The sequence below is a fragment of the Bradyrhizobium sp. AZCC 1588 genome (assembly GCF_036924735.1).
GTDB lineage: Bacteria > Pseudomonadota > Alphaproteobacteria > Rhizobiales > Xanthobacteraceae > Bradyrhizobium.
This window is the reverse complement of record NZ_JAZHSC010000001.1, coordinates 7,107,369-7,131,933: the sequence shown is the minus strand read 5'-3', so window position 1 is coordinate 7,131,933 and position 24,565 is coordinate 7,107,369. Positions and strand designations below refer to the sequence as shown.

At 64.1% G+C, this 24,565-nt stretch carries 25 protein-coding genes; 5 read left to right on the top strand and 20 right to left on the bottom strand.

All coding sequences use genetic code 11. From position 1 onward, the window contains the following. Positions 1–43 precede the first annotated feature (43 nt). The 4 genes from V1277_RS33385 to V1277_RS33370 all read right to left on the bottom strand — a co-directional run bounded on the left by V1277_RS33385 (position 44) and on the right by V1277_RS33370 (position 4,226). Positions 44–931: a hypothetical protein gene (locus V1277_RS33385; protein ID WP_334419980.1), complete on the bottom strand. Its 888-nt coding sequence runs from the start codon at positions 929–931 to the stop codon at positions 44–46. 161 nt (positions 932–1,092) lie between these two features. Further along, positions 1,093–2,313, bottom strand: a complete 1,221-nt coding sequence (locus V1277_RS33380; protein WP_334419978.1) for a citrate transporter — start codon at positions 2,311–2,313, stop codon at positions 1,093–1,095. 61 nt (positions 2,314–2,374) lie between these two features. Beyond that, positions 2,375–3,322, bottom strand: a complete 948-nt coding sequence (locus V1277_RS33375; protein ID WP_334420525.1) for an alpha/beta hydrolase — start codon at positions 3,320–3,322, stop codon at positions 2,375–2,377. Positions 3,323–3,446: 124 nt separating this feature from the next. Further along, positions 3,447–4,226 (bottom strand): SDR family NAD(P)-dependent oxidoreductase, encoded by a 780-nt coding sequence (locus V1277_RS33370; protein WP_334419977.1) that lies wholly within the window; start codon positions 4,224–4,226, stop codon positions 3,447–3,449. Positions 4,227–4,615: 389 nt separating this feature from the next. Here V1277_RS33370 and V1277_RS33365 point away from each other — a divergent pair, with 389 nt between their 5' ends. Further along, positions 4,616–5,605, top strand: a complete 990-nt coding sequence (locus V1277_RS33365) for a DUF2155 domain-containing protein (RefSeq protein WP_334419976.1) — start codon at positions 4,616–4,618, stop codon at positions 5,603–5,605. A 207-nt stretch (positions 5,606–5,812) separates the two neighbouring features. Here the strand turns inward: V1277_RS33365 and aat are convergent, their stop codons facing one another. After that, a complete protein-coding gene (aat, locus tag V1277_RS33360; protein ID WP_334419974.1) occupies positions 5,813–6,487 on the bottom strand; it encodes a leucyl/phenylalanyl-tRNA--protein transferase in 675 nt (224 codons plus the stop codon). A gap of 132 nt (positions 6,488–6,619) precedes the next feature. On the opposite strand from aat, the gene V1277_RS33355 reads away from it, so the two are divergent. After that, on the top strand, positions 6,620–7,561 hold the full coding sequence (locus V1277_RS33355) for an AEC family transporter (protein ID WP_334419973.1): 942 nt from the start codon (positions 6,620–6,622) through the stop codon (positions 7,559–7,561). A gap of 6 nt (positions 7,562–7,567) precedes the next feature. Here the strand turns inward: V1277_RS33355 and V1277_RS33350 are convergent, their stop codons facing one another. From V1277_RS33350 to V1277_RS33325, 6 genes are read right to left on the bottom strand one after another with little or no spacing between them, the layout of a single operon-like run. Further along, positions 7,568–8,443 carry an amidohydrolase family protein gene (locus tag V1277_RS33350; RefSeq protein ID WP_334419972.1) on the bottom strand — a complete coding sequence of 292 codons (876 nt, stop codon included), beginning with the start codon at positions 8,441–8,443 and terminating at the stop codon, positions 7,568–7,570. Between the two features lie 24 nt (positions 8,444–8,467). Further along, a complete protein-coding gene (locus tag V1277_RS33345) occupies positions 8,468–8,851 on the bottom strand; it encodes a RidA family protein (protein ID WP_334419971.1) in 384 nt (127 codons plus the stop codon). 29 nt (positions 8,852–8,880) lie between these two features. Further along, on the bottom strand, positions 8,881–9,684 hold the full coding sequence (gene hpaH / locus V1277_RS33340; protein WP_334375661.1) for a 2-oxo-hept-4-ene-1,7-dioate hydratase: 804 nt from the start codon (positions 9,682–9,684) through the stop codon (positions 8,881–8,883). 3 nt (positions 9,685–9,687) lie between these two features. After that, positions 9,688–10,542: a fumarylacetoacetate hydrolase family protein gene (locus V1277_RS33335; RefSeq protein WP_334419970.1), complete on the bottom strand. Its 855-nt coding sequence runs from the start codon at positions 10,540–10,542 to the stop codon at positions 9,688–9,690. A gap of 46 nt (positions 10,543–10,588) precedes the next feature. Further along, positions 10,589–11,206 carry a flavin reductase family protein gene (locus V1277_RS33330; protein ID WP_334419969.1) on the bottom strand — a complete coding sequence of 206 codons (618 nt, stop codon included), beginning with the start codon at positions 11,204–11,206 and terminating at the stop codon, positions 10,589–10,591. 11 nt (positions 11,207–11,217) lie between these two features. Continuing rightward, positions 11,218–12,195, bottom strand: coding sequence for a Bug family tripartite tricarboxylate transporter substrate binding protein (locus V1277_RS33325; protein WP_334419968.1), 978 nt, complete (start codon positions 12,193–12,195; stop codon positions 11,218–11,220). A gap of 168 nt (positions 12,196–12,363) precedes the next feature. On the opposite strand from V1277_RS33325, the gene V1277_RS33320 reads away from it, so the two are divergent. Continuing rightward, a complete protein-coding gene (locus V1277_RS33320) occupies positions 12,364–13,152 on the top strand; it encodes an IclR family transcriptional regulator (protein ID WP_334419967.1) in 789 nt (262 codons plus the stop codon). A gap of 1 nt (position 13,153) precedes the next feature. Here V1277_RS33320 and V1277_RS33315 read toward each other — a convergent pair whose 3' ends face one another. The 9 genes from V1277_RS33315 to V1277_RS33275 all read right to left on the bottom strand — a co-directional run bounded on the left by V1277_RS33315 (position 13,154) and on the right by V1277_RS33275 (position 22,419). Then, complete coding sequence (locus V1277_RS33315; protein WP_334419966.1) at positions 13,154–14,248, bottom strand: sensor histidine kinase; 1,095 nt, start codon at positions 14,246–14,248, stop codon at positions 13,154–13,156. Then, positions 14,245–14,685, bottom strand: coding sequence for a response regulator (locus V1277_RS33310; protein WP_334375655.1), 441 nt, complete (start codon positions 14,683–14,685; stop codon positions 14,245–14,247). The genes V1277_RS33315 and V1277_RS33310 overlap by 4 nt, the downstream gene beginning before the upstream one ends. Beyond that, entirely contained in the window at positions 14,682–16,214 is a 1,533-nt protein-coding gene (locus tag V1277_RS33305) for a sensor histidine kinase (RefSeq protein ID WP_334419965.1), read from the bottom strand. The genes V1277_RS33310 and V1277_RS33305 overlap by 4 nt, the downstream gene beginning before the upstream one ends. Before the next feature lie 125 nt (positions 16,215–16,339). Further along, a complete protein-coding gene (accC, locus tag V1277_RS33300) occupies positions 16,340–17,692 on the bottom strand; it encodes an acetyl-CoA carboxylase biotin carboxylase subunit (RefSeq protein WP_057845234.1) in 1,353 nt (450 codons plus the stop codon). A gap of 87 nt (positions 17,693–17,779) precedes the next feature. After that, positions 17,780–18,277, bottom strand: a complete 498-nt coding sequence (gene accB / locus V1277_RS33295; protein ID WP_334375653.1) for an acetyl-CoA carboxylase biotin carboxyl carrier protein — start codon at positions 18,275–18,277, stop codon at positions 17,780–17,782. Between the two features lie 85 nt (positions 18,278–18,362). Further along, a complete protein-coding gene (gene aroQ, locus V1277_RS33290) occupies positions 18,363–18,842 on the bottom strand; it encodes a type II 3-dehydroquinate dehydratase (RefSeq protein WP_334419963.1) in 480 nt (159 codons plus the stop codon). A 255-nt stretch (positions 18,843–19,097) separates the two neighbouring features. Then, entirely contained in the window at positions 19,098–19,886 is a 789-nt protein-coding gene (locus V1277_RS33285; RefSeq protein ID WP_334419962.1) for a DUF1236 domain-containing protein, read from the bottom strand. 193 nt (positions 19,887–20,079) lie between these two features. Then, positions 20,080–20,847: a DsbA family protein gene (locus V1277_RS33280; RefSeq protein WP_334419960.1), complete on the bottom strand. Its 768-nt coding sequence runs from the start codon at positions 20,845–20,847 to the stop codon at positions 20,080–20,082. Between the two features lie 168 nt (positions 20,848–21,015). Further along, positions 21,016–22,419, bottom strand: a complete 1,404-nt coding sequence (locus V1277_RS33275; RefSeq protein ID WP_334375649.1) for a M48 family metalloprotease — start codon at positions 22,417–22,419, stop codon at positions 21,016–21,018. Between the two features lie 245 nt (positions 22,420–22,664). On the opposite strand from V1277_RS33275, the gene V1277_RS33270 reads away from it, so the two are divergent. Together V1277_RS33270 and V1277_RS33265 are read left to right on the top strand one after the other, a co-directional pair. After that, a complete protein-coding gene (locus tag V1277_RS33270; RefSeq protein ID WP_334419959.1) occupies positions 22,665–23,852 on the top strand; it encodes a pyridoxal phosphate-dependent aminotransferase in 1,188 nt (395 codons plus the stop codon). Between the two features lie 70 nt (positions 23,853–23,922). Then, the gene (locus tag V1277_RS33265) at positions 23,923–24,525 is read left to right on the top strand and encodes a biotin transporter BioY (protein WP_442894612.1); all 603 of its coding nucleotides are present in this window, start codon (positions 23,923–23,925) and stop codon (positions 24,523–24,525) included. The last annotated feature ends 40 nt before the right edge of the window (positions 24,526–24,565 follow it).

Below are 24,565 nucleotides of genomic sequence, written 5' to 3'. Positions count from 1 at the left end.
TGGAGCGGTTGGTTCAGGCTTGCCCGTGGCCGTCTGCGCTGGCTCACGCAACGTCGGCTTGCGCGCTCTGGCTCTGCGTTTCCTCTGTGAGCAAGGCGTCCAGATCGACAAGCTGCGGATCGTCGTCCTGCGGCTCGCCGTTTCCTGCGCTGCCGTGAAGATGCATCAACGTCTGCACGCGGCGGGCGTTGAGATGGTCTACGTGCTGATGCTGCAGCGCTACCGGCAGCAGCGCCTTGGGCAGCCCGACCAACGCAAAGGCGGGAACTTTGCGCACCTTGCCGTCCTCGCGCCAACGCAGGGGGTGGAGGGTGTACATCAATTGCCGCTCGGTCTCTGCCGAGGGCCGCTCCTCCGAGAGGGATGGCGCGGGGTTGGCGAGGTTGGCGTTGCCCGCGCGCGTGCGCACCGCGGCGGAACGCAGTTCCCAGCAGATCAAGTCCGCCGCCGCGCGGACTTCGCTACGCACCGCATCCACGCTGGCCGAGAACCGGGTGGCTTCAGGGATCGACAGCGAGCTTTTTGTAACGGCCTCGACGAGCGCTGTGGTGCCGGCTTCGAATCCGGGCGCAGCCCGCTCGATCGCCGCAGCCATCGCCTCGATCTCGTCAGCCATCGCGTCGCGGTCGCGCTGGGCCTTGGCATCAGCGAGGGCGCGCTCGGCCGAGGCTACCTGATCGTCGAATTCCACCAATTCGGCGCGCAACGTCTTGGCGCGGTCTTCAACGGCGCGCATGCTGGCTTCGGCCCGATCGAGCCGGGAATTGTCGGCACCGGCTACCGCCAGCCGTTCAGCAGCGGCCCGCTTTTCTGCGAGTTCCGATTCGGCGACGCTCAACCGCTCGGCCAACTTCTGCCGCGCCGTCAGCTTGTCCTTCAGCGCAACCTCGAAGCGCTCGATCGGGCCGAGCTCGCGCCTGAAAAATGCCATTGCAATCACCTCGCGGATTGCTGCCGAATCACCGGCAGGATTGTTGCGTGCGAGAGCTAGTCCGAAACTTGGATAACATTGCGGCCTGAGTCGGTACAGTCGTCGCGTCGCCGGCCAATGGATGATTGCCGACACAAGGCCGGCAATCACCTTCGACCGCGCTAAAGCCGGGCGTCGGGACGCCAGCCAATGATAGCGAGCATCACCAGGAAACCGACGACGTAGGCCACCGCTACAGGCCAGCCATGGCTAACCCAGCGTCCGACGGACTTCGCCTCCGGATACATGTTCGACAAGGCGACGCCGGCCGATGAGCCGAACCAGATCATCGAGCCGCCGAACCCGACGGCGTAAGCCAGGAAGCCCCAGTCATAGCCGCCTTGTTTCAGGGCGAGCGCGGTGAGGGGGATGTTGTCGAACACCGCGGAGACGAAGCCTAAACCAAGCGCGGTCGGCCATGACGCCACCGGCAGCCGCTCGACCGGCATAAGGGAGGCCGCCGTGACGAGCGCGAGCAGGAAGATGGTGCCCTTGAAGGTTTCCGGCATCACTTTCCAGTCCGGTGACCGCAAGCCGGCGGTCAACAGGATAGCCGCCCAGACCGCGAGGCCCAGAACCGGAACGGTATCAAGCAGCGCGGGAAATTTCAGGTTTGCCGTGACGTTTGCCACCAGCGCTGCAGCGAGTATGACCGCGACAATGAACACCCGGGTCGGGTCGATGCTGAGCCCCCTCGGCGCGTCTTTCTGAATTGGCGAATAGCGGTGCTGCTGGATCGACGCCGGCACCGCAAAAATCAACATCGCGACGATGGCGGCGATGTAGGCTTCGACAACGGCGAGCGGACTGACGCCGGCGATCCACATCATGGTGGTGGTGGTGTCGCCGACGACGCTGCCGGCACCGCCGGCGTTGGAGGCCGCAACGATGGCTGCGAGATAGCCGATGTGAACCTTGCCGCGGAACACGTGGCGCGCGACGGTGCCGCCGATCAGCGCCGCGGCGATGTTGTCGAGGAAGCTCGAGAGCACGAACACAAGGCCGAGCAGCACGACGCCGCCCTTCCAATCGTCCGGCAGCAATGCCGGCATCTCGTCCGGAATCCGGCTCTCTTCGAAATGCCGGGACAGCAGCGCAAAGCCCATTAGCAGCAGGAACAGATTGCCGAGCGTAACCCACTCATGGACCATGTGGTGGCCGAGGCCATTGAGACCGGCACCGTATTTGAAGCCGGTGAAGATCAGCTTGTAGATCACGATGGCGGCCAGTCCCGTCAGCGCAACGGGCAGCGTGTGATGATGGAACAGCGCGACGCCGAGCAGCGTCAGCGCGAAGAGCAGAAAATCGACGGGTATGCCAAACAGGAGGATTGGTTCGATCACAGCGGCCCCAAATGTGCGCAGGAGAAATTCACGGTTTACCGATAGCGTTGCGCAATGTGCATTATTTCAACGTTTTCAGCCAGCCGGCGATTTCGCTGACGGCGACGTTGGCCTGCTGCAGCAGCTTGCCCATGGTGAAGAAGCCGTGGAACTGGCCCGGGAAATGTCGGTAGGTCATCGGCACGCCGGCTTCCTTGAGCCGCGCGGCATATTCGGCGCCCTCGTCGCGCAGCGGATCGGCGCCTGCGGTCAGCACATAGGCCGGCGGCAACCCTGCCAGCGTTTTCGCGCGCGCGGGCGAGGCCTTCCAATGCTCGATGTCGGCCGCGCCGTTCAGATAATGGTTGCAGAACCATTTGATCACGGAGTGCGTCAGCAGGATGCTGGTCTCGGGCTCGCTGTGCGAGGGATGCGTCATCGCAAAATCGGTGGCGGGATAGATCAGCACCTGGCCGGCGAGATTCGGGCCGTCGCCGTCGCGTGCGGCGAGCGCCACGACCGCGGCGAGATTGCCGCCGGCGCTGTCGCCGCCGACCAGCAAGTGGCCGGCATCGATGCCGAACTGGCTCGCATTGGCGGCAATCCAGCTCGTCGCCATGATGGCGTCGTCGGCGGCGGCGGGAAATTTGTGCTCCGGCGCCAGCCGGTAGTCGACCGAGATCACGATCAACTCGCCCTCGTGGGCAAGCTTCTGGCAGACCACTTCGTGGGTATCGAGATCGCCGATCACCCAGCCGCCGCCGTGAAAGAATACCAGGCACGGCGCAAGGCCGTTGCTCTTGCGCAGCGTCTTCGGCGTGTAGATGCGCGCCGGAATCGTGCCGTGCGGCGCGGGGATCGCGAGCGGCTTGTTCGATTCGAGCGCGGGCGGTTCGGGATTACTGACGACGCGGGCGCTTCGATAATATTCGCGCGCTTCCGGCGCGGTCAGCGTCTCATAGGCGGGACGGCCCGCCTCCTGGAACGCTTTGTAGACGGCGGCGGCATCGGGATCGAGCGTGACGGGCATGGTTGGGAAGACCTTTTTAGTTGCTGTCATTCCGGGGGTGCGCAGCACCGAACTATGGTGCGCACTTGCGCACCTGAGAATCTCGAGATTCCGGGTTCGCTTCGCGCCCCGGAATGACGGTTCGTCAGGCGGCAGTTCGGCCGCCATCGACGGTATAGGCGGAGCCGGAAACGTAGCTGGCCTCGTCGGAGGCCAGGAACGCCACGATGGAGGCGACTTCGGAGGCTTGTCCGAGCCGCCGCGCCGGAATCCGGTCGACGATCTTTTCGGTCGGCGGCGGCTCATTGCCGGGATTGCGGCCCTGCAGGATCGTGCTCAGCATCCGGCTGTCGATCAGGCCGGGACAGACGCAGTTCACCCGCACGCCGGTGCCGGTGCATTCCCAGGCGGCGCTCTTGGTGAGACCGATCACCGCGTGCTTGCTGGCGCTGTAGACGGCGATCATCGGCGAGCCGATCAGGCCGGCGATGGAGGCGGTGTTGATGATGCTGCCCTTGTTCTGCTTCAGCATCACCGGCAGCACGTGCTTCATGCCGAGAAAGACGCCGACCACGTTGACGTCGAGCACGCGCCGAAAACTCTCCAGCGAATATTCCGGGATCGGCTTGATATCGCCCTCGACGCCGGCGTTGTTGTAGAAGACATCGATCGTGCCGAACCTGTCGACGCTGGCCCGGACATATTCCGCGACTTCTTCCTCCCGAGTGACGTCCGCCGCGACCGCGAGCGCCTCGGCCGAGGCCGGCAGGTCCTTGATGGCGGCCGCAAGATCCTGCTCCTTGCGGTCGATGGCGACGATGTGGGCGCCGCGCTCGGCCAGCAGGCGGATGGCCGCGGTTCCAATGACACCGGCCGCGCCGGTCACGACGGCAACCCGGCCATCGAGGCGAATTCGATCGGGCATAGCTTGAGGTTTCCTCTGGCTCGTCCGGTTCTCCCGGATTTTGGTGGTTTTCGCGCGTGGCCGCGCGATAGGAGCGACTATTTCATCTGAAACGGGGCCTGGCTAGATCACGGGTCAGGCATCGGAGGACGGTTTCCGCCTTTCCGGGCCATGATCGAGATCATGGGGCAGGCATCCGAGAACGGTTTCCGCCCTTCCGGGCCATGATCGAGATCACGGGGCGAGCACCGAGGACGGTTTCCGCCTTTCCAGGCCATGATTCACTGCGGCAGGATGGGGGCAAACCGCCCTTTCCCCGCCGTATTCACCGTGTTAACCGGGAGGGACGCGAGCGGCGGACAAATCTGTACTATGTCGCGAGCCCGATTCGCCTGTTAAAGCCGCGCGAGATGCTTCGAACCATTGCCCTGACCGGTCTTGCGGCCCTGATTGCCGCCACCACGACTTCGCTTGCGCCGCCCGCGCAGGCGCAGATCGGCAATATCTTTTCCGATCCTCCGCTGCGGCCGCCGGGCGCCATTCCCCGCGGCAATCAACAGCAGCAACAATTCCCCGACGACGACGAGGAAGTGCCGGAACTGCCGCGCGGCCGGCTGCTGCCGACTCCGAACCGCCCGCCGCCGGGGCAGGGCGCGCCGCCGCCGGGAAGCTTCCAGTCGCAACCGCTCGCGCCGCCGCCCGGCACCACCGCCCCTCCGCAGGGGACGCAGCCGGGCGTCGCGGTTCAGCCGCCGCAGCCCGGAGGTCCGGGCGTCGCCAACGCGCCGCCGGGTCAGCGCCAGCCCCCGGCCAAGGGCGTGCCCAATTCGCCGGCGACCCTGCAGCCGGGCGACGAGGTCGTGTCCGAGCCGCCGGCCACCAAGATCACCAACAAGAAGGCGAGCTTCTCCGGCCTCGACAAGATCACCGGCCGCATCATCAATTTCGACGAGGACATCGGCGAGACCGTGCAGTTCGGCGCGCTGCGCGTGAAGACCAGTGCCTGCTACACGCGCCCATCGACGGAAGCTGCCAACACCGATGCGTTCGTCGAGGTCGACGAGATCACGCTGCAAGGCGAGGTGAAGCGGATCTTCTCGGGCTGGATGTTCGCCGCCAGTCCCGGACTGCACGGCGTCGAGCACCCGGTCTATGATATCTGGCTGACTGACTGCAAAGGCCCTGACCAGACCATCGTCAGCGCGCAGCCCGATCCGGCCAAGTCGGCCGCGCCGCCGCCGGCTGCGAAGCGTCCGCCGGCGCCGAAGCAGGCGGCGCCGCGCCCGCCGGGACCGCCGCCGCAGCCGCAATTCCAGCAGCAGCCGCAGCAGGCCCCACCGCCGCCGCCTCCGCCGCAACAGCGGCCGGGTGGATTGTTTGGCGGATTGTTCGGTAATTAGCACCATACACGGCGCATCCGTGTCCCGGGCGCTGCGCAGCACCATCAGCGCGTTACGCGCGTCTTCGACGCGCTATGGTGATGCGCTGCAGAACCGGGACCCATATTGCGCGGACGGTAGAGAATGGGTCCCGGCTCAGCAGTGCAGCGTACCGGACGATGCTTCGCATCGCCGGGAGCACGCTGCACCGCGTCCGGGACACGCTCATCACGCGCCCTTCGCGATGATCGCGAGTGCGTCGGCACCGCTGACGCTGGGCGGCAATCGCATAAAATCCGCTGGCTCGCCCGCGATCGCCTTGTCGAGCAAGGCGCGATAGCGGCGCCTTGGAATTTCGACCGCGCCGAAGCTGCGCAGGTGTTCGGTGACATATTGCGTGTCGAGCAGCTCGAACCCGCCTGCGATCATCCGCGCCACCAGATGCACCAGCGCCACCTTGGAAGCGTCGCGGGCGCGGTGAAACATGCTCTCGCCGAAGAAGGCCCGCCCCAGGCTGACACCGTAAAGGCCGCCTGTGAGGTCGCCGTCCTGCCAGACCTCGACGCTGTGGCAGTGTCCGAGCTCGTGGAGCCCGAGATAGAGATCGCGGATGCGCTTGTTGATCCAGGTGTCGTCGCGGCCCGGCTGCGGCGCCGCGCAGCCCGCGATGACCGCCTTGAAGGCGGTGTCGACGGTAACGCGGAAAGTGTCCGAACGCACGGTGCGGGCAAGCCGCGAAGCGATGCGGAAGCCGTCGATCGGAATGACGCCGCGCATTTCCGGCTCGACCCAGAACAGCGTCGGATCGCCGGCGCTCTCGGCCATCGGGAAGATGCCGCAGGCATAGGCCCGCAGCAGCACTTCGGGCGTGATTTCGGAAGCAGCAGACTCGCGCGAGGTCATGTGCCGATGATAGCAGGACGCACGGGGCGTATGCTACGTTCCATAACGAATTGGTGCGCAGCATAGCCGCATCCATACGAAGCGGATGACGACGGGGTATTCGCCCGGCCGAATTTCCAAGATGAGTGCGGCATGAGCGCAGTATTGATCGTCGTTCCGGTGTTCGCCTTGATTGCGGCGGGTTATGCGGCAGTCGCGCTGCGTTTCATCTCGCCGACGGCGCACAAGGGCATTGCCGAGTTCGCCTTCAGCATTGCTATTCCAGCGCTGCTGTTCCGGATCGTGGTCATCGCGGAATTTCCCGCCGTCAGCGCCTTCTCGGTATGGGGCGCCTATTACGGGGCAACGGCGGTCACGTGGATCGTCGCGCTGCTGGCGTCGTCGCTTCTTCGGCAATCCCGGGCGGATGGCGTGGTGCTCGCGATCGGCTCGATCTACGGCAACATCGTGATGCTCGGCCTTCCCCTGACGTTGTCGGCGCTGGGAAGTCAGGCCGCCGGCTCAATGGCCTTGATCCTGTCGGTCAACACGCCGCTGCTCTGGCTTTGCGGCACGCTGCAGATGGCATGGGCGGAACGAAAATCTTCCGAGACGGCGCCGCTGCTGGTGCTGCGGGCCGTGCGCGAAATCGCGCGTAATCCGATCATGCTCGCGCTCGGCTTCGGCTTTCTCTGGCGCCTCACCGGATTGGGGCTGAACCCTGTCGCGGACAAGACTCTGGAACTGCTGGCGCAGGCGGGCTCGCCCACGGCCCTGATCGCGCTCGGCATCAATCTCTTTGGTTTCAGGATCAAGGGCCAGGCCCTCGGCATGGCGGTGATGTGCGCGCTCAAGCTTTTGGCGATGCCGGCCGTTGCGGCGGTCCTCGCGTTCCATGTCCTGGCCTTGCCGCCGATTTCCGCGGCCGTGGTCGTTCTTTTCGCCGCTATGCCGACCGGCGCCAACGCCTACATCTTCTCGGCCCAGTACGGACGGCTCACCGAAGCCGTCTCGGGCGCCGTCGCGCTCGGCACGACGTTGGCGGCGGTGACGTTGCCCGTTGTCGTGCTATTCGTGACGGCCGCCCTGCGCTAGGCTCAGCTAATCCTCGTAGCCGAATAGTTTGGCCGGGTTGCTGACCAGGATCCTCTTCAGTTCCGCTTCATCGGCCACATAGCGGTAGAGAAGTTCGAGCAGGTCGGCATCATTGGGCGGCTGCACCACTGACACTGGATGGGGCCAGTCGCTCGCCCAGACGCAGCGGTCGGGCGCCGCCTCGATATAGGCGCGCGCGATCGGGATCACGTCGTCCCAGGGCGGACCGTTCTTCGAGGTCTTTTCGCCGAGCGACAGCATCACCCAGAAATTGCCCTTGGACAGAAGCTGCAGCATCTTCTGCAAGTTCGGGTCGTCCTTGCCGCGTGTCGGGTCCGGCCGCGCCATGTGATCGATCAGCACGGGGACGTCGAGGTTTTCGTACTTCGCGACGCTGGAGACGATGCCGTCTTTTTCCGGCTGGATTTTTGCGTACCAGCCGAGTTCGCGAATCTTCGCGATGGCGCGGGCAAAATCCTTGTCCGAGAGCACGGCGCCGAGTTCCTGCCGGAAGCTGAAACGGGCGCCGCGGACACCGGCATCGTGCAGCTTGGCGAGATAGGCGTCATCGGCTTCGGCAAACACCAGCGCGTTGGCACAGCCGCGATAGTTCGGTCCCATCGCCGCGAGGCCATCGAGCACCACCGAATGATCGGCGCCATAGGTCGTGGTCTGTACGATGATGCCGCGCTCGATGGCGAGCGCCTTGTGGACGCGAAGCGCTGCCTCCCAGGTCGCGGTTGGCATCTGGTAGGCGGCACCCGGGCGCACCGGATATTTTTCCAGCGGCCCCAACACGTGAAACTGGCTGTCGACGCTCTTCGGCGGCGGCAGTTTCGAGGGGCGGCGCGGGTTCGGATCGAACGGAAGATAGGTCGGCATCTCGGGTTCCTTGTCTGATCGCGGTCAGTCGATCACGGCGGTGAAATCGCATTGCACGAGCGCGCCATTCTCCATGTCCATCTGCAGCGCATGGCGGGCAGGGCGAGAGTGCTCGTCGGGAAACATCTTCAGCCATTCGGTATTCACCGGCGCGCGCTGCTTTCGATCCTGCAGCCATACCGTCATCTTGATGATGTCATCAGTCGTGCCGCCGCCGGCTTCCACGATTGCTTGCATATGCGCGAACATGTTGGCGCACTGGTCCTCGATGCGCTCGGGCATTGCGCCGGTCGCGGGGTCGCGTCCGAGGATGACGCCGGACATCAGGATATTGCCGATGCGGCAGGCGTTCGGAATGGGATTGGCGTGCTTGAATTCGCCGATGTGAATGCTCTTGCGCCTTGTCATCGCTGGTCTCCCTCCGGGATGCTTCTTGTTCAGACGAACTGGCAGGACACCGACCCGAACCGGCCGTAATCGGCATGAAACGTGTCGCCCCTGACGATCTCGACCGGGCGCGTAAACGATCCCGCCAGCACCACTTCGCCGGCCTCGAGATACTCGCCTTGGGCAGCCAGCCGATCGGCAAGCCAAGCCACGCCGTTGGCGGGGTGGTTGAGCACGCCGGCGGCGATGCCGGTCTCCTCGATCTGGCCGTTGCGAAACAACAGCGCGCCGATCCAGCGCAGGTCGGCGTCGAGCGGACGAATGGGCCGGCCACCGACGACCAGTGCCGCATTCGCGGCATTGTCGGAGATCGTATCCATCACCTTGCGCGGCGCCTTCGTCTCGGGATCGACGCGATGCATCCGGGTTTCCAGGATTTCGAGCGCCGGGGTGACGTAATCGGTGGCGTTGAGCACGTCGAACAGCGTGCAATCCGGGCCCTTCAACGGCGTCTTCAGCACGAAGGCCAGCTCGACCTCGATACGGGGCGCACGGAAACGGTCGAACGGGATCGGCGACGCGTCGGGATAGAACATGTCGGCGAACAGCACGCCGTAATCCGGCTCGGAAATGCCGACAGCGTTTTGCATCGCTTTCGATGTCAGGCCGATCTTGTGGCCCCTGACGATGCGGCCGCGGGAGAGCTGCAACCTGGTCCAGGCGCGCTGAATGGCGTAGGCGTCCTCGATTGTGAGATCAGGATATTCGCGCGTGAACGCCGGGATCAGCGACTTGCTGCGCTCGGCGTCATCGAGGCGCTGCGCCAGCCGTTCGACGGTTTGTTGATCGAGCATCTTCTATCGCTCCGCCGCCACGGTGTTGCGAAGGATACCGATCTTTCCGGACTCTACCTCGACGACGTCGCCGACCTTGAGCCAGCGCGGCGGCGTGAAGCGGGCGCCGGCCCCGGTCGGGGTACCAGTCGCGATCATGTCGCCGGATCTTAAGGTGGCAAAGGTGGAGAGGTAGGCGATCAGGTAATCGAACGGGAACATCAGCCGCTCGGTCGAGTCGCTCTGGCGCACCTCGCCGTTGACACGGGTGATGATGTCATGCGGGCCGCGCGGATCGCATTCGTCTGACGTGACGATCCACGGCCCGATACTGCCCGAGCGGTCAAAATTCTTGCCCTGGGTGACATTGAACTTGCCGTGGTGCAGCCAGTCGCGAACGCTGCCCTCGTTGCACAGCGTCATGCCGAGGATGTGCTCCCACGCGCGCTCGCGGGGAATGTGCCGGCCTTCCTTGCCGATCACGATCACAAGCTCGCCTTCATAGTCGAGCTGTTCGGAGACCTTCGGCTTCTCGATCGGCTGGCCGGAGCCGACGACGGAGGAGGGATTGCGGACGAACAGGCTTGGATATTTCGGCAGGTCCGAGTTGTCCTTGTACTCGGCGTTGCGATCCCTGTAGTTCACGCCGATGCACCAGAGCTTTTCCGGAGCCGGAATTGGCGGCAGCAGCACGAGATCATCGAGCGTATGGTCCGGCTTCTGCCCGGCAATCGCCTGGCGCGCGATGTCCAGCCCGCCTCCGGCGATCAGCGCCCGCAGGTCGGCGAACTTCGTTCGTTCGGTCAGGTCGACCACCCCGCCCGGGATGCTCGCGCCGAAGCGCGGCTTGCCGTTTGCAAGATAGCTCAGAAGATACATGCGATCGGTCTCCGGATCAGCGCGGCGCGCGATGGCGAGGCACGCTTCAGGATTCAGTTTTCGACGTCTGGAATACAGGTTTTAAGGTGACGATCTCGCCGAGCTTGGCGTAACGCGGGCCGGCGATGCGGGCGATCGGGTCGAGCGCCTCGGTTTCGATCTTGCCGTTGTTCAAAAGGCCATCCCTGATGTGGAAGACCAGTACTTCGCCGACGATGAGCCGGCTGCGGGTCTCGCCGAATTCGAGGCACTGCCGGAAGCGGCATTCCATCGCAATCGGCGCGGCTGCGATACGAGGCACCTTGATGCGCTCTCCCGGCAGCGTCGAAAGCCGCAATTCCTCGACCTCGCTGACATCGGGCGGATGTTCGGTGGAGCTCTCGTGCACTGCCGTCATCAGGCTGGAGTCCGCGATGTGAACGACATATTCCTCGTTGTTGAGGATGTTCTGCGCGGTATCCTTGTAGATTCCACCCTTGCGGCCGACGCTGATGGCCAGCATCGGTGGCTTCGGGGAGACGAACGTAAAGGCGGAGAAGGGGGCGAGGTTGAGCACCCCGCCGCCCGACAGGCTGGTCACCCAGGCGATCGGGCGGGGCACCACGACGCCGGTGATCAGCCGGTAGGCCGTTTCAGCGTCGAGATATGCAGGATCGATCCGCATCTGGATGTGCTTCAATCAGCCTTGATGTTCGCCTTGCGGACGACGGGAATCCACTTGGCGTCCTCGCGCTCGAGGTAGCTCGTGAACTCCGCTGGCGTCATCGATACGGCCTCGGCGCCGAGCGCGTTGAACTTCTCGACGATGGCGGGATCTTTCAGGATCTCCGCGAGGGTATCGTGGAGCTTGGTCACGATCTCGGGCGGCGTGCGTGCGGGCGCGAACAGGCCTGTAAAGGTCTGGCCGTCAAATTCCTTGTGGCCGAGTTCGGTGAAGGTCGGGACATCCGGCAGCCAGGAGGCGCGGCGGCTGCCGGTGACGGCGAGCGCGCGCAGCATGCCGCTCTTGATCGAAGGCAACCCGACCGAGATCTGGTCGAGGGCAAACTGCACCTGTCCGCCGATCAGGTCGTTGAGAGCGGGCGCGTTGCCGCGGTAGTGCACCGTCAGCCATTGCAGGCCCAACGTCGACTGCATGAGCTCGCTGAGCAGATGGTTGGTGGTGCCCTGGCCGGGCGAGGCCATCGTCAGCTTGCCCGGATCGCGGCGCGCGAGCTCGATGAATTCCTTCAGGTCCTTGGCCTGCACCGACGGATGCACTTCGAGCACCAGGGGCGTCATCGTGATCGAAGTGATGGGAACGAAGTCCCGCTTCCAGTTGTAGGCCTCGCGCTTGGCGATCTCGGGTGCGAACAGCACCGGGCCGTTGGCGCCGACGAACAAGTTGTAGCCGTCGGGCGGCATTTTCGCGAACGCCTCGCCGGCGATCAGTCCGCCGGCGCCAGCCTTGTTTTCCACAATGAACGGCTGGCCGAGCTTCGCCTGAAGTTTGTCGGCGATGACGCGCGCCGCGCTATCGACATTGCCGCCTGCCGGGTAAGGGACGATCAGCTTAACCTGACGCGCCGGCCATTGCTGGGCGTCTGCCGGTGTGTTCAACGCTGCCGTGAATAGTGTCGACAGAGCGACGCCTGCGATCGCGAAAAATTTCATCGCATTCTCCCGAAAAGCGGCAGATCTGCCGCTACGTTCTTGTTTGCGCGAGCCCCGTCCGAGCGGCATGCGCATGTATTGTTCCGCGCGGCGATGTTGCGCGCAGCCCTTCCGCTGTCGACCAAATTGTGGTGTTTTTGTCCACATTGTGGACAGCGGACAGGGCATATGACGAATGGTCGGTTAAAGACACGGGGGCCGCGGCAGGGTGGGCAGGCGATCCGCCGTGCGTTGGCCGTGCTGCGGACGCTCGCGGTTGGTGGGGAACGAGGCGTACCGCTGGCTGAAGTCGTGCAGGCGACGTCGCTTGCCCGCCCCACGGTGCATCGCATCGTGCATGTGCTGATCGAGGAGGGGATTGTCGAACGCAGCGAGCGGACGGGAAATTATGTCGTCGGCCGCCAGGTGCCCGAACTGGCGCTGGCGCGTCCGTCGCGTTCGCCCCTGATGGTTGCAGCCGAGCCGCATCTGGCGGCAGCGTCGGCGCAACTCGGCGATACCTTGTTTCTCACGGTACGCACCGGCCTCGATACGCTGTGTGTGGCGCGCCGCATCGGTAGCTATCCGATCCAGGTGCTGTCGATCGAGGTCGGCGTGCGGCGTCCACTGGGCGTCAGCAGCGCTGGCGTGGCGATCCTGGCCGCCATGCCGGCAGCAGAGGCGCGCAAGATCGTGCTCGCCAACGAAACGCGGTTTGGCGCTTACCGGACCGATACGGCCACCGTGCTCGGACAGATCCAGCTCGCGCGGCGCCGAGGCTACAATCTGCGTGATGTCGGCCTGGTGCAGGGAACGAAGTCGCTTTCGGCCTGGATCCGGACTCCTGATGGTCAGCCCGCCGCTGCGATTACGCTCTCCGCCATGCGCAACAGATTGGGCCCACGCCGCGCGATCGAGGTGGCGGACGTTCTTGTCTCGGCTGCGCGCGCGATCGAAGCGGCGGCGGCGAAGGGTTAGCTTAGCCCGCCGCAGCGTTGGTCGACTTCGGCGGCGCCGCCGGCGCGGTGCGGCGGAAACGCAGTACGATCCTGGTGCCGTGGTGGTTGGGATCGCGCTCGGCACTGGCATCCAGTTTGGCGGCCATGGCGCTCACGATGCGTTGCCCCATGCCGGTGGAGCGCGGGTCTGACTTGGCGTTGAGGCCGACGCCGTCGTCCGCGATCGAGACCATGAGGTCTTCGCCCTCGGGCTTGAGCTCGACGTGAATGGGACCGGCGCCGTCGGGATAGGCGTATTTGACGGCGTTCATCACCAGTTCGTTGACGATGATGCCGATCGCCACCGCGCGGTCCGGGTCGATCTCGATCGGTTCGGCCTTGAGCGTCAGCCGCGACATCTTGTTGCCTTCGGCCGAACGGCGGAGATCTTCCAGCAGAGCTTCGAGATACTGGTTCAAGAGCACGCTCTTGAGATCGTGCGAGGTGTAGAGACGGCGGTGGACCTGGGCGACCGCTGCGACGCGGCCCATCGCATTGGTCAGCGCCGCCTTGACGTCCTCCTGGGTCGCCGAATTGGCCTGCAAGTGCAGCAGCGAGGCGATGATCTGCAGGGAGTTGCCGACGCGGTGGTTGACTTCGCGCAGCAGCACCTCACGTTCGGCGGCGAGCGCCGCATAGCGGTCGCGCGAGGCGTGAACCTCGGCTTCGGCCTCGTCGCGGGCCCGTTGAAGCTCGGCCTGCCTGAGCGCGCCGGAGATCGCGACCTGAAGCAGCGGAATGAAATCGCCCCGCGTATCCTTGACGAGATAGTCGGCGGCGCCGGCCTTCAGCGCCGTGACAGCGATCGCCGAATCCTGCGCAGCCGTGACGAACACCACCGGCGGGGCGTCCGGTATCGCCATGATGCGTTCGAGCGTTTCGAGGCCGTCGAGACCCGGCATGTACTGGTCGAGCGCAATCACGTCGATACCGCCTTGCGCCAGCCGCGCCAGCCCTTCTTCGCCGCCCGCCGCGTGCACGACCTTGAAACCTGCCCGCGTCAAGCCGCGGTCGACCAGCCGGGCGAGGCCGGCGTCGTCGTCGATGTAGAGCAGCGTCGGCGTCGCGGGTTTCATATGGCGGCCGGAGGGACCTGAATGACGGAGAAGAACAGACCGAGTTGGCGAATGGCGTTGGCGAAGCTTTCGTAGTTCACCGGCTTGGTGATGTAGACGTTGCAACCGAGTTCGTAGCAGCGCTTGATCTCGTAGGAGTCGTCGGTCGTGGTCAGTACCACGACCGGCGTGGTCTTGAGATACTGGTTTTCCTTCACCCGCTTCAGAATGTCGATACCGGACGTATCGGGCAAGTTGAGATCGAGCAGGATCAGGAGCGCGCCGCCCTTGTGGTCGAGGCCCGTCCCGTCCTTGCCGAACAGGTAGTTCACCGCTTCTGTACCGCTGGTGAACGGTATTATCTCATTATTCACGCCGGACCGGCGTATATTCCGTTCGATCAGACGAGCATGGCCCTCGTCGTCCTCGATCATGATGATGGTGACTGGATTACTCATGTCCGTATGTTCCGGTTACCTGCTGGCCAATTAATGGGCAGTGTGATCGTGAACGTGCTGCCCTGGTGAAGTTCCGATGCGACCGACATGGTTCCTCCCAAGCGGCGCACCAATGCGCGGACATGGGCAAGCCCGATGCCTTGTCCCGGCTTGTCCTGGGTTCCCGCGCGGCGGAACAAATCGAAAATGCGCTGATGGTCCTTGGGATCGATGCCGCGGCCATTGTCTGACATCTCGAAAACCGCAAAGCCGAGCTTGGTGCGGCCGCGAACCGTGATTTCGCCGGGCACGCCGGACTTGAGATATTTGAGCGCATTATCGATCAGATTGGAGAATATCTGCTCCAGCGCAAGGCGATCGCTGACGATATTCGGCAATGCGTCGATCCGGATCTCGGCCTGGGCTTCGGCGGCCTGGTGCGCCACGGTCGCCACAATGCCCTCGATCAGCTCTTTGGTATCGATCCAGACCGGCTCGAACTCGCGCCGCCCCTCGCGGGTGAGATTGAGGATCGCCGATATCAGCCGGTCCATCTTGCCGATCGACGATTTGATGAAGCTGAGCGCCTCGGAGAAATCCTCCGAGAGCTTCTGGTCGGGACCTTCGAGTACGGGCTCGGCGGTATCGGTGGCATTTTCCGGGGCGGGCGTCGCTTCGGATTGCCCGCGGGAAAGCGCTGCGATGCGCTTGAAGATGTCGCTGCGCAATTCCTCCAGCTCGCTCGTGAAGCCCATGATGTTCACCAGCGGCGAGCGCAGATCGTGGCTGACGATGTAGGCGAAGCGCTGGATCTCGTCATTGGCTTCGCGCAGGTCGGCGGTGCGCTCGTCGATGGTGGCCTCGAGGTTGAGGTGGCTGTCGCGCAGCCTTGCGTCGGCCTGGTCGCGTGCGCGCGACGAACGGCGGACCAGGAAGATCGCGATGCCGGCCAGCACGACCACCAAACCCGAGCCGATGCCGGTGATCGAGGCCGCCAGGGTCTGGCTACGGTCGGCGTTGGTCGTGCGCTCGACAAACAGACGGTCCTCCTCGGTTCGCATCCGCACGGCGAGATCGTCAATGTGTTTCATGGTGTCGCGCCCGATGCCCTCGCGCACGATCTTGGAGGCATCGTTCAGGCGCTGGGAACGGGCCAGCTCCATCGTCGTGCGGAATTCCTCGATGCGCTGGTCGTAGAGCGGCATCATCTCGTTCATGAGCCCCCGTTGAACCGGATTGTCGCTGACAAGCCGGCCCAACCGCGTCAGCGCCGGCGCCAGTTCGGACATGGCTTGCTCAAAGTCGGTCCGAAAGTCGGGGCGCAATGTCGCGAGGTAGCCGCGCTGCGCGCTTTCAGCACGCCGCAATTGCAGTTGGACGAGCGATATCTGGTTCTCGACCTCGACGGTGCGCTGCACCGCGCGCGCGTCCTCGCGCGCCTTGTTCACCAGATGGACCGAACCCGCGCTGATGGCGGTCAACACCAATAGCCCCGCCGCAAGCAGCAGGATGTGGCCCACGGCGCGCTTGCGCTGGACATCAGCGATCACGGTGATCTCGCGTCATGGACAAGCGGAATACGCGCCCCCGGCAACCCCTGCACATCCCAACGTGCGATGGAACCCATCGGTTCCATCGGCCGTCGAAAATTTCAGGCAATTTTCGCCAGAGAGATCTAGCCGTCCGCGGGTTGGCCGGCGAGGTACTGTTCGAGCCAGTGAATGTGGTAGTCGCCGTTGATGATATCGGCCTCCCGGACCAGTGCCCGGAACAGCGGCAGCGTGGTTTCGATGCCGTCGACCACCATCTCGTCGAGCGCCCGGCGCAGCCGCATCAGGCATTCGGCGCGAGTCTTGCCGTGCACGATCAGCTTGCCGACGAGTGAATCATAGTAGGGCGGAATGACGTAGCCTTGATAAACCGCGGAATCGATCCGCACGCCGAGCCCGCCGGGCGGATGGAATTGCGTGATTTTGCCGGGCGAGGGGCGGAAGGTCTGCGGGTTTTCCGCATTGACGCGGCATTCGATGGCATGCCCGATGATAGCGATCTCTTCCTGCTTCGCGGGCAGGTCGCCGCCGGCGGCGATGCGGATTTGCTCCAGCACGAGGTCGATGTCGGTGATGCTCTCGGTGACGGGATGCTCGACCTGGATGCGGGTGTTCATCTCGATGAAATAGAACTCGCCATCCTCATAGAGAAATTCGATGGTGCCGACGCCGAGATATTTCATGTCCCGCATCGCCTTGGCGCAGGTCTCGCCGATCTTGGCGCGGGCGGCGGCGGCGAGAACCGGCGAGGGGCCTTCTTCCCAGACCTTCTGGTGACGGCGCTGCAGCGAGCAATCGCGCTCGCCGAGATGGATCGCACCGCCGCGGCCGTCACCGAGAATTTGGATCTCGATGTGGCGCGGCTTCTGCAGATATTTTTCGAGATAGACCGAGGCGTCGCCGAATGCGGATTTCGCCTCGTTGGAGGCGGTGGATAGCGCCAGCATCAGGTCGTCAGCGGTGCGCGCCACCTTCATGCCGCGTCCGCCGCCGCCGGCCGCCGCTTTCACCAGCACCGGAAAACCGATCGCCTTGCCGATCGCCAGCGCGTCGTCGTCCGACGAGACCGCGCCGTCGGAGCCCGGCACCACCGGAATGCCGAGCCGCTTGGCGGTCTTCTTGGCCTCGATCTTGTCGCCCATCAGGCGGATGTGTTCGGCCTTCGGGCCGATGAAATGCAGATTATGCTCGGCGAGGATTTCGGCGAAGCGGGCGTTCTCGGAAAGAAAGCCGTAGCCGGGATGCACGGCATCCGCGCCCGTTATCTCGCAGGCCGCGAGCAGCGCCGGGACGTTGAGATAGGAGTCCTTGGAAGGCGGCGGCCCGATGCAGACACTCTCGTCGGCGAGCCGCACGTGCATCGCGTCGGCGTCGGCGGTGGAATGCACGGCAACGGTGGAGATGCCGAGCTCCTTGCACGCGCGCAGCACGCGCAGGGCAATTTCGCCGCGATTGGCTATGAGGATCTTGTCGAACATGCGGCTCCCGCCGGCGAGTAGCGAGTGGAGAATGGCGAATGGTCAGCGCTCAAGGCCATTCGCTATTCGCCACTCGCCATTCGCCATCTACTCAATAATGACCAATGGCTCGCCGAATTCGACCGGCTGGCCGTCCTCGACGAGAATTTGCGTCACCGTGCCGGCACGCGGCGACGGGATCTGGTTCATCGTCTTCATCGCTTCGATGATCAGGAGTGTCTGGCCGGCCGAAACCTTGGTGCCGACCTCGATGAACGGCTTGGCGCCGGGCTCAGGCGCCCAATAGGCGGTGCCGACCATCGGCGAGGGGACCACGCCTGGATGCTTGGCCAGGTCGGCAGCCGCCGCGCTCCCCGCAGCGATGGCTGCCGCCGCAGCCGGCGCCGGCTGGAAGCTCGCCGGCATCGCCGCCGACACGCTGATGTTGCGCGCGACGCGCACCCGCAGCCCGGCGCGCTCGATCTCGATCTCGGTCAGGCTGGTCTCGTCCAGCAACAGCGCGAGTTCGCGAATGAGCGCGCTGTCGTCGCTCTTTAGATTTGCGGCTGATTTGTCCGCTGACTTGTTGTCGGGCTGGCGGGCCATGCTCTTGATCCGGAATTCTCGATGTGGGTGACGCTTAAGCGTCAGGTGTCGTTCGACGTCAGATGTTTGAGGTCAGTTTTTGAAGTCAGTCCTTGGCCTTGACGCCGAGTTTGGCGGCCAGGCCTGATATTGCGAGCCGGTAGCCGTCGACGCCGAAGCCACAGAGCGATGCAAAGGCAGCCATGGCCGTGAAGGAGTGGTGACGGAAGCTCTCGCGGGCGTGGATGTTGCTGATGTGCACTTCCACCGTCGGGATTTTGACCGCGACCAGCGCATCGTGCAACGCGATCGAGGTGTGCGAATAACCGCCGGCGTTGATGATGATGCCGGCCGCCTTCTTCGCATGCGCCTCATGGATGAAGTCGATCAACTCGCCCTCGCGGTTGGACTGGCGGCAATCAGCCTTCAAGCCGAATTGTGCCGCCGTTTCGACGCACAGCTTTTCGACGTCGGCGAGCGTTGCGTGGCCATAGGTTTCAGGCTCGCGCGTCCCCAACATGTTGAGGTTCGGGCCGTTGAGCACATAAATCGTCGCGGCAGAGGCTTGGGCGCTTCCTTGGGCCATCCGGTTTCCAGCAAAAGGGGGCGGGCGGGTCGCGGGGTTATAGGTAACAACGCGGCCAAGGGGAAGCCTTTAGGCCGTCCCGGGAGCCTTTCAAGGGCCTTACCCTGTTCATAAAAAGGCGGATATAACCCGCTGAATTTATTCGTTAACCAATGGAGTGAATCGATTGCCGGGCCTGGCGCGGCTTGGTCCTGGCCTTGATCAGCGAAAAGGGCGGGCATTGCTACCCGCCCTTATCCTTGCGAAAGGCCGCTGTCAGGCGTCCAGAATCGCCACGATCTCGTAGGTGTTCGGATCGACGATCACGATCTGCTCCCTGACGAGGATGTACTTATACCTGCGCCATTCCGGATAGATCGTCACCACGCGCGGCGGCAGCGTGTGGAAGGTCACGTCGCGCGGGATGCGGGTGCCGACCGAAACCGAGAAGTTCACGTTCGTCACCGGCTGAACGCGTGTCTCCTTGATCACGTTGGTGATCTGGGTGCGCTGCTCGGTCGAGAGCTTGCCGCCCGCGCCGGCCTGACCTGTTGTGGTCGTTTGGTCACGGCCCTGGGTCTGGGTCTGCGTGCGGTCGCGGTCCTGCTGGCCTTGGACCTTCTGGTCACGCTGCATTTGGTCACGACCCTGGGTCGTGGTCCGGTCGCGGTCACGCTGGGTCGTGCCCTGCTCACGCTGCATGCCTTGGCCGGTCGTCTGGCCCTTCTCCTTGTCGCCCTTCATGCTGCCGCGGTCCTCTTTGCCCTCGGCCTTCATGTCCTTGCCGCCCTTGCGGTCTTCGCTGCGTTGGGCCTTTTCACCGCCCATCGACTTCTGCTCGGACTGTCCCATGCCGGTGGTGCCGCGGGGTTCGCGCTGCTGCATAGTGCCGGCACCGCCCCGCTCAGAAGCGGCACCGCCCCGCTCAGACGGCGCGCCCTGCTGCGCCGCAGAACCGGCCGACCCCGCGTCGCCGCGTCCCATGCCGGTACCTTGAGCATTCGCAAAGCCGGTTCCGGCGATCAGGGCCGCTGCCGCGACCGTCATCAGAAAGCGATTACTCATCGAATGTCTCCTCACGTATCTGCGTTGCCCGCGCCGACAACGAAAGGAATTAGCTGATGTTCCTGATACTTGGCGGTTCCGCCGACATTGTTTTGTGAACGCGGGATGAACCGCTGCGCCACATAGTGCTGCAACGAAAACGAAAAAGGCCGGCTGTCGAGCCGGCCTTTTACGCCATGCGCGAAGCGTCGCCTCAGCAGGTCGCCTTGCCGCAGCGGGCGTTGCTGATCTTTTCGCGTAGGGCCTCGACGCCGACCGCGCCGATCACGACCTGCTTGCCGATCACGTAGCTCGGCGTGCCGTTCATGCCCATGGCCTCGGCGAGCTTGAAGTTTTCCTCGAGCGTGCCACGCACCTCCGCGCTGTTCAGATCTTTCTCCAGCTTCGCTATGTCGAGGCCGACTTCCTTGGCAACGGCCATCGCGCGTGCCTTGTCGGCGGCGCCTCGGCCCGTAAGAAGCTTCTGATGGAAGTCGAGATATTTCTTGCCGGTCGGATCCTGCATGCGCACGGCGACGCCGACCTGAGCGGCTTCGACCGAGCCCGCGCTCAGCACCGGAAACTCCTTGAGCACGACCTTGAGCTTCGGGTCGCTCTTCATCAGCTCCATCATGTCCAGCATCGCGCGTTTGCAATAGCCGCAATTGTAATCGAAGAACTCGACGAAGGTGACGTCGCCGTCCTTGTTGCCGACCGTGACGTTGCGCGGCGAGTTGAAGATCGCGTCCGCGTTCTTGGCGACGCCGGCTTCGTGCTTGGCGGCTTCGGCAGCGGCCTGACGCTTGCTGAGTTCGGTCATCGCCTCTTCGAGCACCTCGGGATGCGCGATCAGGTAATTGCGGACGATGGCCTCGATGTCGCCGCGCTGGGTGTCGGTAAAACTCTGCGCGGAGGCGGGCAGCGGCGCGCCGCAGAGCGCCAAAGCGAACAGTGCGGGGATGAGAAGACGGAACGAGGGCATCGGTACATCCTTATGCGGCGAGTTCCCGGGCAATTCTGCTGAAGGCCGGCTTCTCGATAATATCTTGGATCGGGTTGGCCAAATCCTTGATAGCGAAGTCCTTGATACCAAGTCCTTGATGGCCAAGTTTGGTGACCAAGTTCGATTATAGCCGAATGCGGCTTAATTCTAGTTGCCCTTCTGGCCGGGCAGCGGCTTGGTGTTCACGATGTCGTCAGCCTTGACCCATCCCGGCGTTCCGATCGCGAAGCGTGTTTTTGCCCGTGAGGCGAGATCGCGCGCCGTCTTGCTGTCGCCGCGCAGGTAGGCGGCCTGGGCTGACGCCAGATCGGCCTGCGCGTAATCTCCTTTTCGGCCATAGGCGATCGCAAGCTGCATATAGCCGATCGGCGCCTCGCTCTCGCGCGCTACCGCCGCGCGCAGGATGGCAATCGCCTCGTCGGTGTGGGCGTTGTTGCCGGTTGCTACGAGGGCCTGCCCAAGCATCATCTCGATGAGCGGCGCGTGGTTGGAGAGTGCTACGGCCTTGCGAAGCGGCGCGATCGCCTCCTGCGGCTTGCCGCCCTCGAGCAGCGCCTGGCCGCGCACCTCGTGGAAATAGGGATTGTTGGGCTGCTGCTGAATCAGGGCGTCGATCTGCGCGAGCGCGCTGCGCAGGTCGCCGTGCCGATAAGTCGCGATAGCATGGGCGTAGCGCGCAGGCAGGCTGTTGTTGGACAACGGATAGCGCCGGTACACGGTGTCCTGCCGCTCCATGAAGGCCGATATCTTGGCGCGCACCATGTCGTGGCGTAGCTGCAGGGCAGGGTCGTCCTTTTTATCCCAATAAGGGCTCGACCGTGCCAGTTCTTCCAGCGCGGCGACGCGCTGGGCCGGCATCGGATGCGACTGAACATAAGGGTCTGCGCCGCGCGCAGCGAACAGGCTCTCGTCGGTGAAGCGTCTGAAGGTCTCGTACATGCCCTTGGCGGACTGGCCTGTAGCAGTCAGAAACTTCACGCCGGCCTTGTCGGCGTTCTCCTCCTGCTGACGTACATAGGAGAGCAGGTTACGGCGGATCATTTCTCCCGGCGCGGAAAACATTGCCGCGCCGGCGTTGGCCAACCCGCTGCTGCTGCCGCCTTGCGCGCCCGCGACCATCGCGCCGGCGCCAAGCAGCATGGCGATGATCATCTGCGTCTGAGCATGCGCCATCTGCTCGCGCATCTTGGCGAGATGGCCGCCGGCAAGATGGCCGGTTTCGTGCGCCATCACGCCGATGATCTGATTCGGTGTTTCCGATTGCATGATCGCGCCGTAGTTCACGAAGATGCGTCGGCCGTCGGCAACGAAGGCGTTGAAGACGCCCTGGTTGATGATCACCATCTGGATGTTCTGCTTTTCCAGACCGGCGGCGCGCAGGATCGGGCGCGTATATTCGCGCAGCAATTGTTCCGTCTCGGTGTCGCGGAGCACCGGTGGGCCCCTGTTCTCCTGCGCCAGCGCAGCCATCGGCGCGACGGCAAGGGCGGCCGCAGTCGTCAACGTGGTCAACTTCAGTGATTTCTTGCGTAGGGCGATGCGGAGCAGCATGAGCGGTCTTTTGGCGATTCCGGTCTTTTGGCGATTGTCAGTGCATCCGGAATTTGCCGGACGCCGGTTCGGTTTCCGATTAGATCAGAAACGGGTCCCAGTTTGTTGTTTCAACGCGTTTCTTCACCGAGCCGGTATCACTTCGCTTGAAAACGCTATAACAAGCCATCGAATGCGGCCAGTCTGGGGCGCTTACCGGCTCGGGAACCCGAATTCGGATGGCGCCCGTGCAATAGCAGAGATCGATGCTGGAATCGACACTTAGAGACCGCGCGACAGCGCTGTTGACCCCCTCGGCGCGGAGCGACGTTCCGCCCTTCATGGTGATGGACGTGATGGCGGCTGCAGCGCGCATCGAGGCGGCCGGCGGCCATGTCATTCACATGGAAGTGGGGCAACCGGCGGCGCCCGCGCCCAGAACCGCGATCGCGGCCGCGCACGCGGCGCTCGATGAGGCGCGGATCGACTACACCTCCGCACTCGGCATGCCCACGCTGCGTGCGCGGATTGCCAGGCATTACCGCGACACTTACGGCTGCGCTGTCGATACCGACCGCATCGTGATCACGACCGGCTCGTCCGGTGGATTCATTCTGGCGTTCCTGTCGATGTTCGAGCCGGGGGATCGCGTGGCGGTCACGGTACCGGGTTATCCACCCTACCGGCATATTCTGACCGCGCTCGGTTGCGAGCCGGTGCTGATCGAGACCTCGAGCGCGACACGCCATGCGCTGACGGGAGAGGCGTTGCTGGCGGCGCATCGCAAGGCGCCGCTGAAGGGCGTGCTGGTCGGCAGCCCCGCCAATCCGACGGGAACGATGATGTCGCGCGAAGCGCTCACCGGCCTGATCAACGCGGCAGAAGGCGCAGGCATCCGCTTCATTTCCGACGAGATCTATCATGGGCTCGACTATGCGTTTCCGGCGGTGACGGCGGCGGAGCTTTCGCCGCACGCGCTCGTGATCAATTCGTTCTCGAAATATTTCTGCATGACCGGCTGGCGGGTCGGCTGGATGGTGGTACCGGAGTCTCTGGTGCGCCCGATCGAGCGGCTGCAGCAGAACCTGTCGATCTCGGTACCGACGCTGTCGCAGATCGCGGCCGAAGCGGCATTCGAAGGCCGCGAAGAGATGGAGGCGATCAGGCGCGGCTATCAGGAGAACCGCCGCATCTTGATCGAGGGATTGCCGAAGGCCGGTCTCACCAAGTTCCTGCCGGCCGATGGCGCGTTCTATCTCTACGCCGATGTTTCGGATTTCACGTCCGACAGTTTCGAGTTTGCCGGCCGCATGTTGGAGAAGGCGCAGGTGGCGGCGACGCCGGGCGTCGACTTCGATCCGATCCACGGCCGCAACTTCATTCGCTTCTCTTATGCGCGCTCGGCCGACGAGATGCGCGAAGCCGTGACGCGCATCGCGCGTTGGCTGCGATAATCCCTCCGGCCTGTCACACACTTCATCCACACCTATAACCAACCAGGAGCCATCCGTGTCCGCCAGAACCATGACTGAAACCGTCGCGCCATCGCATTTCCCGCTCGCCGCGCTGCTGTGGCCGCATCGCGCCGATGGATCGTCGGGCCTGTTGCGTAGCGTGATCCTGGTCGCGTTGGGAACGGCGCTGCTGACCTTGTCGGCGAAGGTCAATCTGCCGTTGCCCTACGTACCGATGACGCTGCAGACACTGGTCGTGCTGGTGATCGGCGCAGCCTATGGCTGGCGGCTCGGCAGCGCTACACTCGTGGCCTATCTGGCGGAGGGGGCGATCGGATTTCCGGTATTCGCGGGCCCGGTCGGTGGCCTCGCACCGTTCGTCGGTCCGACGGCCGGATATCTCGTCGGCTTCGTGGCAGCGGCCTTCCTGACGGGATGGTTGAGCGAGCGCGGCTGGGACCGATCGGTGCTCCGGCTATTCGTGGCGATGGCGTTCGGGCACATTCTCATTCTTGCCGCCGGATTTGGTTGGCTTGCGTTCGGCATGAAACTCGGCGTCGAAAAGGCGTGGCTGGTCGGCATTGTGCCATTCATCGCGGCATCGCTGATCAAGAACGCGCTCGGCGCTGCTCTCGTGCCTGCGATCCGGCGGATTTTCGATCCGCGCGGTTAAGCCGTCGCGTCAGACAGCAAAAACCGCCCGGTTTGCGCCG

Excerpts from the sequence above, each read along its gene's own strand:
- V1277_RS33330 (WP_334419969.1), bottom strand. The coding sequence starts at position 11,206 with ATGCGGATCGATCCTGCATATCTCGACGCTGAAACGGCCTACCGGCTG.
- V1277_RS33275 (WP_334375649.1), bottom strand. The coding sequence starts at position 22,419 with ATGCTGCTCCGCATCGCCCTACGCAAGAAATCACTGAAGTTGACCACG.
- V1277_RS33345 (WP_334419971.1), bottom strand. The coding sequence starts at position 8,851 with ATGACAAGGCGCAAGAGCATTCACATCGGCGAATTCAAGCACGCCAAT.
- V1277_RS33320 (WP_334419967.1), top strand. The coding sequence starts at position 12,364 with ATGACGAATGGTCGGTTAAAGACACGGGGGCCGCGGCAGGGTGGGCAG.
- accC (WP_057845234.1), bottom strand. The coding sequence starts at position 17,692 with ATGTTCGACAAGATCCTCATAGCCAATCGCGGCGAAATTGCCCTGCGC.
- V1277_RS33270 (WP_334419959.1), top strand. The coding sequence starts at position 22,665 with ATGCTGGAATCGACACTTAGAGACCGCGCGACAGCGCTGTTGACCCCC.
- V1277_RS33385 (WP_334419980.1), bottom strand. The coding sequence starts at position 931 with ATGGCATTTTTCAGGCGCGAGCTCGGCCCGATCGAGCGCTTCGAGGTT.
- accB (WP_334375653.1), bottom strand. The coding sequence starts at position 18,277 with ATGGCCCGCCAGCCCGACAACAAGTCAGCGGACAAATCAGCCGCAAAT.
- V1277_RS33310 (WP_334375655.1), bottom strand. The coding sequence starts at position 14,685 with ATGAGTAATCCAGTCACCATCATCATGATCGAGGACGACGAGGGCCAT.
- V1277_RS33355 (WP_334419973.1), top strand. The coding sequence starts at position 6,620 with ATGAGCGCAGTATTGATCGTCGTTCCGGTGTTCGCCTTGATTGCGGCG.
- V1277_RS33365 (WP_334419976.1), top strand. The coding sequence starts at position 4,616 with ATGCTTCGAACCATTGCCCTGACCGGTCTTGCGGCCCTGATTGCCGCC.
- hpaH (WP_334375661.1), bottom strand. The coding sequence starts at position 9,684 with ATGCTCGATCAACAAACCGTCGAACGGCTGGCGCAGCGCCTCGATGAC.
- aroQ (WP_334419963.1), bottom strand. The coding sequence starts at position 18,842 with ATGGCCCAAGGAAGCGCCCAAGCCTCTGCCGCGACGATTTATGTGCTC.
- V1277_RS33325 (WP_334419968.1), bottom strand. The coding sequence starts at position 12,195 with ATGAAATTTTTCGCGATCGCAGGCGTCGCTCTGTCGACACTATTCACG.
- V1277_RS33350 (WP_334419972.1), bottom strand. The coding sequence starts at position 8,443 with ATGCCGACCTATCTTCCGTTCGATCCGAACCCGCGCCGCCCCTCGAAA.
- V1277_RS33265 (WP_442894612.1), top strand. The coding sequence starts at position 23,923 with ATGACTGAAACCGTCGCGCCATCGCATTTCCCGCTCGCCGCGCTGCTG.
- V1277_RS33285 (WP_334419962.1), bottom strand. The coding sequence starts at position 19,886 with ATGAGTAATCGCTTTCTGATGACGGTCGCGGCAGCGGCCCTGATCGCC.
- V1277_RS33335 (WP_334419970.1), bottom strand. The coding sequence starts at position 10,542 with ATGTATCTTCTGAGCTATCTTGCAAACGGCAAGCCGCGCTTCGGCGCG.
- aat (WP_334419974.1), bottom strand. The coding sequence starts at position 6,487 with ATGACCTCGCGCGAGTCTGCTGCTTCCGAAATCACGCCCGAAGTGCTG.
- V1277_RS33315 (WP_334419966.1), bottom strand. The coding sequence starts at position 14,248 with ATGAAACCCGCGACGCCGACGCTGCTCTACATCGACGACGACGCCGGC.
- V1277_RS33280 (WP_334419960.1), bottom strand. The coding sequence starts at position 20,847 with ATGCCCTCGTTCCGTCTTCTCATCCCCGCACTGTTCGCTTTGGCGCTC.
- V1277_RS33375 (WP_334420525.1), bottom strand. The coding sequence starts at position 3,322 with ATGCCCGTCACGCTCGATCCCGATGCCGCCGCCGTCTACAAAGCGTTC.
- V1277_RS33370 (WP_334419977.1), bottom strand. The coding sequence starts at position 4,226 with ATGCCCGATCGAATTCGCCTCGATGGCCGGGTTGCCGTCGTGACCGGC.